General features: G+C 72.5%; 6 protein-coding genes. 4 read left to right on the plus strand and 2 right to left on the minus strand.

All coding sequences use genetic code 11. The features are described from left to right. Nucleotides 1-310: 310 nt before the first annotated feature. The gene (gene coaE / locus AB0J68_RS21110) at nucleotides 311-1,495 is read left to right on the plus strand and encodes a dephospho-CoA kinase (RefSeq protein ID WP_363940077.1); all 1,185 of its coding nucleotides are present in this window, start codon (nucleotides 311-313) and stop codon (nucleotides 1,493-1,495) included. A 31-nt stretch (nucleotides 1,496-1,526) separates the two neighbouring features. Here the strand turns inward: coaE and AB0J68_RS21115 are convergent, their stop codons facing one another. Then, nucleotides 1,527-3,110 (minus strand): hypothetical protein, encoded by a 1,584-nt coding sequence (locus tag AB0J68_RS21115; protein ID WP_363940079.1) that lies wholly within the window; start codon nucleotides 3,108-3,110, stop codon nucleotides 1,527-1,529. 341 nt (nucleotides 3,111-3,451) lie between these two features. Here AB0J68_RS21115 and uvrB point away from each other — a divergent pair, with 341 nt between their 5' ends. Together uvrB and AB0J68_RS21125 are read left to right on the plus strand one after the other, a co-directional pair. Further along, entirely contained in the window at nucleotides 3,452-5,560 is a 2,109-nt protein-coding gene (gene uvrB / locus AB0J68_RS21120; protein ID WP_363940081.1) for an excinuclease ABC subunit UvrB, read from the plus strand. Between the two features lie 152 nt (nucleotides 5,561-5,712). Further along, complete coding sequence (locus tag AB0J68_RS21125; RefSeq protein ID WP_363940083.1) at nucleotides 5,713-6,570, plus strand: helix-turn-helix transcriptional regulator; 858 nt, start codon at nucleotides 5,713-5,715, stop codon at nucleotides 6,568-6,570. 113 nt (nucleotides 6,571-6,683) lie between these two features. Here the strand turns inward: AB0J68_RS21125 and AB0J68_RS21130 are convergent, their stop codons facing one another. Then, a complete protein-coding gene (locus AB0J68_RS21130) occupies nucleotides 6,684-6,977 on the minus strand; it encodes an antibiotic biosynthesis monooxygenase family protein (RefSeq protein ID WP_354861409.1) in 294 nt (97 codons plus the stop codon). 387 nt (nucleotides 6,978-7,364) lie between these two features. Between AB0J68_RS21130 and AB0J68_RS21135 the strand changes: the two genes are divergently transcribed. Beyond that, nucleotides 7,365-8,363, plus strand: a complete 999-nt coding sequence (locus AB0J68_RS21135) for a TerC family protein (RefSeq protein WP_355068201.1) — start codon at nucleotides 7,365-7,367, stop codon at nucleotides 8,361-8,363. Nucleotides 8,364-8,397: the final 34 nt, after the last annotated feature.

Raw genomic sequence — 8,397 nt, forward strand, 5'->3', positions numbered from 1 at the left:
GTTGATCAACACTCGTCGATCGGGATCGTGGTCACGGGGGCGGCATATGTCCCGGATCGGGAGTCTCGGGAGCGGGTGGTGGGTCTACTTCCTGGATCGAGCGCGATCTTGCGGGCGGCGGGCGGCGGGCACACGGCCGGGACGGCCGTGTGGGAAGCACGGGGGCGCGTGGGCCGCGCGTCGATGACACGGTGCGCGCGGGCGGCGTTGGCGCGGGCCCTGCGGGCCAAACCGGCCTACGGGGGCCGTGGGCTGGGGACGGGTGCGGGTGGGTTTGGCGGGGAGGCTCGTGATCCGGTTGACTGGTCGGGTGCTGAGGGTGGGTTTGACCGGCGGAATCGGGTCGGGCAAGAGCGCGGTGGCCGCGCGGCTGGTGGAGTTGGGCGCGGTGCTCGTCGACGCGGACCAGATTGCCCGGGAGGTCGTCGCGCCGGGCACGGAGGGCCTCGCGGAGATCGTCGCCACCTTCTCGGAGAAGGTGCTGGGCGCCGACGGCGCGCTGGATCGCGCCGCGTTGGGCGCCGTGGTGTTCTCCGACGAGGCCGCCCGCCGCCGGTTGGAGGCGATCACCCATCCCCGGGTGCGGGCGCGTACGGCCGAGCTGGTCGCCGCGGCGGCACCGGACGCGATCGTGGTCAACGACGTACCGCTGCTGGTGGAGGTGGGGCTCGCGCCGACGTACCACCTGGTGGTCGTGGTGCAGACGGCCGTGCCGACCCGGCTGGAGCGGCTGATGCGCGACCGGGGGATGGACCGCGCGGAGGCCGAGCGGCGGATTGCCGCGCAGGCCGACGACGCCCGTCGGCGTGCCGCGGCGGACGTGGTGTTGACCAATGACGGCAGTCTGGTGGCGCTGCACGCCGCGGTGGATTCGCTGTGGCGGCAGCGGCTGCGACCCTACGAGCACAACCTGCGGCAGCGGCGGGTCGTGCCGCTGCCGAGCCGCGGCGACGGGGTGGATGCGGATCCGAGCTGGCCCGAGCAGTACGCGCGGCTGGCCGCCCGGATCCGTCACGCGCTGGCCCCGGCGGATCTGCGGATCGACCACATCGGTGCGACCGCGGTGCCCGGGCTCGCCGCCGACGACGTCATCGACGTGCAGGTGGCCGTGCCCAGCATCGCCGACGCCGACGGGCCGCTGGCCGACCGGCTGGCGAACGCGGGGTTTCCCCGCGTGCCGGGGCACTGGTGGGACGATCCGGGCCCGGCCGGCCGAGGTCGGTGGGAGAAGCGGCTGCACGGCAGCGCCGACCCGGATCGCCCGGTGCGCCTGCACGTGCGGGAGGTCGAGTCGCCCGGCTGGCGGTATGCGCTGCTCATGCGTGACCACCTCCGCGCCGACCCGGATCAGCGGGGCAGGTACCTGCTGTTCAAGCGGGATCTGGTCGACGCGGCGCCGCACGTCGGTGGCTCCGGCACGGCCCGCGATCCCTGGTTCGACGAGGAGTACCTGCGGGCCGAGCAGTGGGCCGCGCGGACCGGCTGGCGACCCTGAGAGCCGTGCCACCACACCCGAGTGCGTGTGGTCAGCGTGCTCCGGGTCGGGGCGGTCGGCTCGGTGCTGTGGCGCGCGGCGGCGGGCTGAGGCGGGGCACCACGGCGGGGCTGAGGTCCACCTGCGCCCACGCGCCGGGGCCGGTGTGCAGTTCCACCCGGCGCAGCGACCCGTCGCGGTCGATCCAGTAGCGCAGGCGCGCGTCGGCCGTGCGAAGTTCCACGACGTCCACGGTCCGTCCGGCGGCGAGGTCCTCGCGTACCCGCACGGCCGCGCCGCGCCGCGTCACCGGTCCGGCGGCGGCCACTGCGGCGTCGACCAGCAGATCGAGGTCGTCGCGGGGGGACCGGGTGGGCCGCCACGACCCGGCCGGGACCGGAAACGGCGGCCGGCCCGGGGCCTCGGCGGTGCCACCGCCACCGGTCTCGGCCGGCACGTCCGTCCGGGACAGGCCGGCGGCGTCGCGGTGCAGCAGGGTCCGGCGGCCCGGTACGCCCAGGTCGGCGACCGCCACGTACGCGGTGCGGGCGGCCCAGCTCAACCAGCCGGCACCCCGCAGGTTGGTGTCCGTGCCCACCGGCGCGGTCAGCGTCAGCGTGGCACCGCCCTGGCCGCGCAGCCGGGCGGCCAGCCGGTCCAGCCGGCGCTGCTCCGCGTCCGTGAGCGCGCGCGGCAGCCCGGGTCGGCCGCCGAGCGCGTCGACCGGGCGCAGCGTGGGACGGTCGATCCGGTTGAGGAGGACCGTGACCGGCCCGACGCCGGGCAACCGGGTCACCAGTTTGTGCAGTCGGCCGTCCCGGTCGAGCCAGTAGCGGGTCGACCCGTCCGGCCCGGTCGCCGCCGTGCCGCCCGTTGCGGCGCTGCCGGGGGTGGGCGGGGTCGGGGCGGGAAACGGCGCCTGCAGGACGTCGACCGGCCCGGCCGCGATCACGTCCCGGGCGACCCAGCGGGCGTTGCCGCCGTCCATCGCCGGGGTCGGGTCCGGCCGGTCGGCGGCGAGGCCGAGGAGCAGGTCGAGGACCGGTGCCAGGCCCGCGCCGGGCGTCAGGTGGTGCAGGCGCCAGCGGTCCGCCGGTGGCACCAGGGGCGGCGCGGCCGGGGTGGGCACGGCCGCCGGGTCCGGTCGGGTGACCAGCACCGACCCGGCGCTCTGCAGCAGGCCACGCTCGGCCCCCGCCCCAGGCCCGCCCACATCCAGGTAGAGCAGGGGCCGCGACCAGTCCACCCACCCCACAAGCTCGGTACGGGCGGCGCCGGCGCCGACCGTGACCTGGACGCCGGCGCGCAGGTCCCGAAGGTTGGTGACCCGCATGGCGGCCAGCCGCTCGGCCTCGGAGACGGTCAGCGGTCGGGCCGGCGCGGGTGGGTCGGGAGTCCAGCTCAGCAGCCCTGCCACCAGCGCCGTCGCGGACGTCACAGCGGTCAGGGCGAGCAGCAGCAGCACCGTACGCCGACGACGGCCAGCTCGGGAGGGTCGGGCGCTGCCGGTGTCGGGGGCGGCCGTCTCGCGCGGGTGCCCCTCGGGGTCGGAGGACGGCCCGCCGGCGCGGACTGCGTTGCCAGCGCGGGTGGTGCTGGGGGAGGGGCCGCGCGCCGGGGCCGGAGAGGTGTCCACGGATGTGAAACGGGCGGGACGGCACGGGGTGACGAGCTGGGGGTGACGAGCTGAGGTGACGCGGCAGGGGGTGATGCGGCAGGGGCGCTCGCGGCGGCCGGTCTGCGCCTCGAGCGCGACCACACGGGTGCGCACGCCGGACGAGCCGGGTGCTGCGACCGCTGTGCCGGGGGCGGCCGGCCGTGATGACGGCCTGGCCTCCGGCCCGGTCGGCCGCCGCGAGCGGCCTACATGAAGAGGGTAGCCCCGGTGACATGGGCCACACAATGGGAATATCGAAGCCGATCACGCACCATGCGCGACGGCCGAACCTGTCGGACCTGCGGCGTACCGTTGAGGTCATGGCGCTCGACATTCCCCGGCTCGACGGCCGCTTCCAGGTCGTCAGTGAATTCCAGCCGGCCGGCGACCAGCCGGCCGCCATCGACGACCTTGAGCGCCGGGTGCGGCGCGGCGACCGCAACACGGTGCTCCTCGGCGCGACCGGCACCGGCAAGAGCGCCACCACCGCGTGGCTGATCGAGCGGCTGCAGCGCCCCACCCTGGTGCTCGCCCCGAACAAGACGCTCTGCGCGCAGCTGGCCAAGGAGTTCAGCGAGCTGCTGCCGCACAACGCGGTCGAATACTTCGTCTCGTACTACGACTACTACCAGCCCGAGGCGTACATTCCGCAGACCGACACCTACATCGAGAAGGACTCCTCGATCAACGAGGAGGTCGAGCGGCTGCGGCACTCGGCGACGATGTCGCTGCTCACCCGCCGCGACGTGATCGTGGTGGCGACCGTCTCGGCGATCTACGGTCTGGGCACCCCGGAGGAATACCTCAACCGGGCGGTCCGGGTCGAGGTCGGGCAGGATCTGGACCGCGACCAGCTGCTGCGCCGACTGGTCGACATCCAGTACACCCGCAACGACATGGCCTTCCAGCGGGGCACCTTCCGGGTCCGCGGCGACACGCTGGAGATCATCCCGGCGTACGAGGAGCTGGCGGTCCGCATCGAGCTGTTCGGCGACGAGGTGGAGAAGCTCTACTACCTCAACCCGTTGACCGGTGACGTGGTCCGTGAGGTCGACCAGCTGGTGATCTTCCCGGCGACGCACTACGCGGCCGGCCCGGAGCGGATGGAGCGGGCGATCCGCGACATCGAGGTGGAGCTGGCCGAGCGGCTGGCCGAGCTGGAGCGCCAGGGCAAGCTGCTGGAGGCGCAGCGGCTGCGGATGCGCACCACGTACGACATCGAGATGATGCGGCAGGTGGGCTTCTGCTCCGGCATCGAGAACTACTCGATGCACATGGACGGGCGGCTGCCCGGCAGCCCGCCGCACGCCCTGCTCGACTACTTCCCGGACGACTTCCTCACCGTGGTCGACGAGTCGCACGTGACGATCCCGCAGATCGGCGGCATGTACGAGGGTGACGCCTCCCGCAAGCGGATGCTCATCGACCACGGGTTCCGGCTGCCCAGCGCCGCCGACAACCGGCCGCTGCGTTTCGACGAGTTCCTGGAGCGGGTCGGCCAGATGGTCTATCTGTCGGCGACCCCGGGCACGTGGGAGCTGGAACAGGCCCAGGGTGAGTTCGTCGAGCAGGTCATCCGCCCCACCGGGCTGGTCGACCCGCAGGTCGTGATCAAGCCGACCAAGGGGCAAATCGACGACCTGATGCACGAGATCAAGCTGCGGACCGACCGCGACGAGCGGGTGCTGGTCACCACGCTGACCAAGAAGATGGCCGAGGACCTGTCGGACTACCTCCTGGAAAACGGCGTCCGGGTGCGCTACCTGCACTCCGAGGTCGACACCCTGCGCCGGGTGGAGCTGCTGCGCGAGCTGCGTAAGGGCGAGTACGACGTGTTGGTCGGCATCAACCTGCTCCGCGAGGGTCTGGACCTGCCCGAGGTGTCGCTCGTCGCGATCCTCGACGCCGACAAGGAGGGCTTCCTGCGCAGCGGCCGGTCGCTGATCCAGACCATCGGGCGGGCGGCCCGGAACGTCTCGGGCCAGGTGCACATGTACGCCGACAAGATCACCCCGTCGATGGCGGCGGCGATCGACGAGACCGACAGACGTCGCGCCAAGCAGATCGCGCACAACGAGGCACACGGGATCAGTCCGGAGCCGCTGCGCAAAAAGATCCACGACATTCTGGACGACATCTACCGCGAGGCGGAGGACACCGAAAACTCCCGGGTCGGCGGCGCGGCGCGTCAGCTCTCCCGGGGCAAGGCGCCGGTCAAGGAGACCCGCAGCCGCAGTCGGTCCACCGCCACCGCCCCGTCCCGGGAGGGGATGGCTCGCGCCGACCTCGCCCAGCTCATCCAGGAGCTCAACGACCAGATGCTGGCCGCCGCCCGCGAGCTGCAGTTCGAGCTGGCGGCGCGGATCCGCGACGAGGTCGCCGACCTGAAGAAGGAGCTACGCGGCATGGACGCCGCCGGCGTGAAGTGAGGGCGGCCCGGCCGGCGCGGGCCGGGCTGCCCGAACGGCAGGTGTGGGGCGTCCTCGCCCGGCCCGCCGGCCGACCGTTCGATTGCGGTGCGCAAGCGAAGTATTGCACTGGGTGATCGTCCTGCGTACGCTCCCTCGATGGGGAGGCCGGGATGCCGTTGCCAACAAGTCCTGTCATTCGACGCGCGCGGCTCGGCGCCGAGCTGCGCCAGTTGCGTCGGCGCGAGGCGCTGACCCTGGAGCAGGTCTGCGACCGGCTGGGCTGGGCGTCGACGTCGAAGCTGTCCCGCATCGAGCTGGGGCAGAGCCGTCCGGATCTCGCCGACGTGCTGGACCTGCTCGACATCTACCAGGTGCCGGCGTCGGCCCGCGACGCCCTGATCGTGATCGCGCGGGATGCGGCCACCAGCCGCGGCTGGTGGAAGACGCTCGGCGAGATGGGCGAGCGGCAGCGCATCTACGCCGAGTTGGAGGCGGGCGCGGCCGACATCGTCGAGTACCAGCCGGCGGTCGTGCCGGGGCTGCTGCAGACGCCGGCGTACGCCCGCTCGCGGGTCGCCGCCGGCGTTCTGCTCGCGCCGGAAATCGACGTGGAGGCGGAGGTGCGCGCCCGGGCGCTGCGGCAGGAGGTGCTGCGCCGGGCCGAGCCGCCGCGCTACACGGCGGTGCTCGCCGAGACGGTGTGCGACCCGGCTGACCTGCCGGTCGAGGTCTGGCGTGAGCAGTTGCGGCACCTGGTGGCGGTGACCGGGTTGGCCCACGTGACGGTGCGACTCCTGCCCCGCGGGGCGGCCGGCAGCGGCCTGCACCCGCTCACCCCGTACTCCTGGTATGCCTTCCCCGACCCGGCGGATCCGCGGACGGTGATGCTGGAGGCGTTGACCACCGACGTCCGGCTGGCGACCGTGCTCGACGTCGACCGGTACGAGCGGATGACGGAGGCGCTGCTGGCGGCCGCCCTGTCACCGGAGGAGACGGTCACCGCGCTGGCCCGCCGCGTCGGCGAGTGAGGGCCGATGCGGTGCCGCCCGCGCGGCCCCCGGACCCGGCGCCCCCGAGCCCGTCGGGGCCGGCGACCGGCGCGTGCGCAAGGCACGATAACCGCGGGGTACGACAGTTTCCGTCAGGCCGGTACGTCGTGGAAGTGCTCGACCAACGGTGGCCCGGCGAAGTGCGGGCCGATCAGCGCCCGCCACTGGGCGAACCGTTCGGTGTCCCGGAAGTTCTTCTCGTGCGCCTCGACCGAGTCCCACTCGACCAGCAGCACGAACCGGGTCGGGGACTCGATGCCCCGGGTCATCCGCACCGACCGACAACCGGGCGTCCCGGCGAGCACCGGGTGACCCTGGGCGTACGCGGCGACGAAGGCGTCCTCGTGTCCGGGCAGTACGTCGATCAGCGCGACTTCAAGCACCATGCCGCACAGCCTCCCACGGGCCAGGAGCGCAGGGGCGTGCGGGTGTAGCGGCGTCCACACACTAGCCTCCTAGGACGCCGGAGGGGGTGTGCCGGTATTCCCGGCGACCCGGGTGCGCGTTCACACCCGGTGCCCGGGGTGTGATCACGGCGAGTGGTGGGCAACAATGGTCATCGAGGAGGGGAGTATTCCCCCGCGACGAAGTCGTCAGCACGGACGATCGCCGGCACCTCGGCGTTCGACCCGGCTTCGTCGGTCGCCGTCCCGTTCGCGGGTCGGGGGCGGAAGAGACCTCCGACAGTCACCAGAGTGAGCGACAGCGGCACGCCAGCCCTCACGGGGGCGTACGGTGTGCCCGACGCCGCGTGTCTGCCGGAGGAATGAACGTTGGACGTGTCCGGATTGGTGTGGGCGGGGACCCTCGTCGCACTGACTGCGGTGCTGCTCGTCGACCTGTTGATCATTGGTCGGCGCCCGCACGAGCCGAGCGTGCGCGAGTCGAGCCTCTGGGTCGCCTTCTACGTGGGCCTCGCTCTGCTCTTCGGCGTCGGCGTCTGGCTGACCGCCGGGGCCAGTTCGGCGGGGCAGTTCTACACCGGCTGGCTCACCGAGTACAGCCTCTCGGTGGACAACCTCTTCGTCTTCGTGATCATCATGGCCCGCTTCGGGGTGCCCCGGCAGTACCAGCAGAAGGTGCTGCTCATCGGCATCGTGCTGGCGCTGGTGATGCGCGGTGGCTTCATCGCCGCCGGCGCGGCGTTGATCTCGCAGTTCTCCTGGGTCTTCTACATCTTCGGCGCGTTCCTGATCTACACGGCGGTCAACCTGGCCCGCCAGGGTGAGCCGGACGAGGACGAGTTCTCGGAGAACCTGCTGATCCGGTGGAGCCGCCGGGCGCTGCCGATCTCCAAGGGCTACGACGACGCGAAGCTGATGACCCACGAGAACGGGCGTCGGCTGTTCACGCCGATGCTCATCGTGATGATCGCGATCGGCACCACCGACCTGATCTTCGCGCTGGACTCGATCCCGGCGATCTTCGGCATCACGCAGGAGCCGTACCTGGTCTTCACCGCGAACGTCTTCGCGCTGATGGGCCTGCGGCAGCTCTACTTCCTGCTCGGCGGCCTGCTCGACCGGCTGATCTACCTGAGCTACGGGCTGGCCGTCGTGCTGGGCTTCATCGGCGTCAAGCTGGTGCTGGAGGCGCTGGCCGACAACAACCTGCCGTTCATCAACGGCGGGGAGCACGTCGGGTGGGCACCGCACATCCCGATCTGGCTGTCCCTGCTGGTCATCCTCGGCACGCTGGGCATCGCCACCATCGCCAGCCTGGTCAAGTCCGCCCGGGACCGGCGCCGCGAGCTGGCCGGGGTCCGGCGCTGAATCACCGCCGGTCGGGCCCGAACAGGGGCCCGAC

Origin of the sequence: Micromonospora sp. NPDC049580, assembly GCF_040675595.1 — a bacterium.
GTDB lineage: Bacteria > Actinomycetota > Actinomycetes > Mycobacteriales > Micromonosporaceae > Micromonospora.

Coding starts and splice junctions, on each gene's coding strand:
- AB0J68_RS21125 (WP_363940083.1), top strand. CDS start 5,713: ATGCCGTTGCCAACAAGTCCTGTCATTCGACGCGCGCGGCTCGGCGCC.
- uvrB (WP_363940081.1), top strand. CDS start 3,452: ATGGCGCTCGACATTCCCCGGCTCGACGGCCGCTTCCAGGTCGTCAGT.
- AB0J68_RS21130 (WP_354861409.1), bottom strand. CDS start 6,977: ATGGTGCTTGAAGTCGCGCTGATCGACGTACTGCCCGGACACGAGGAC.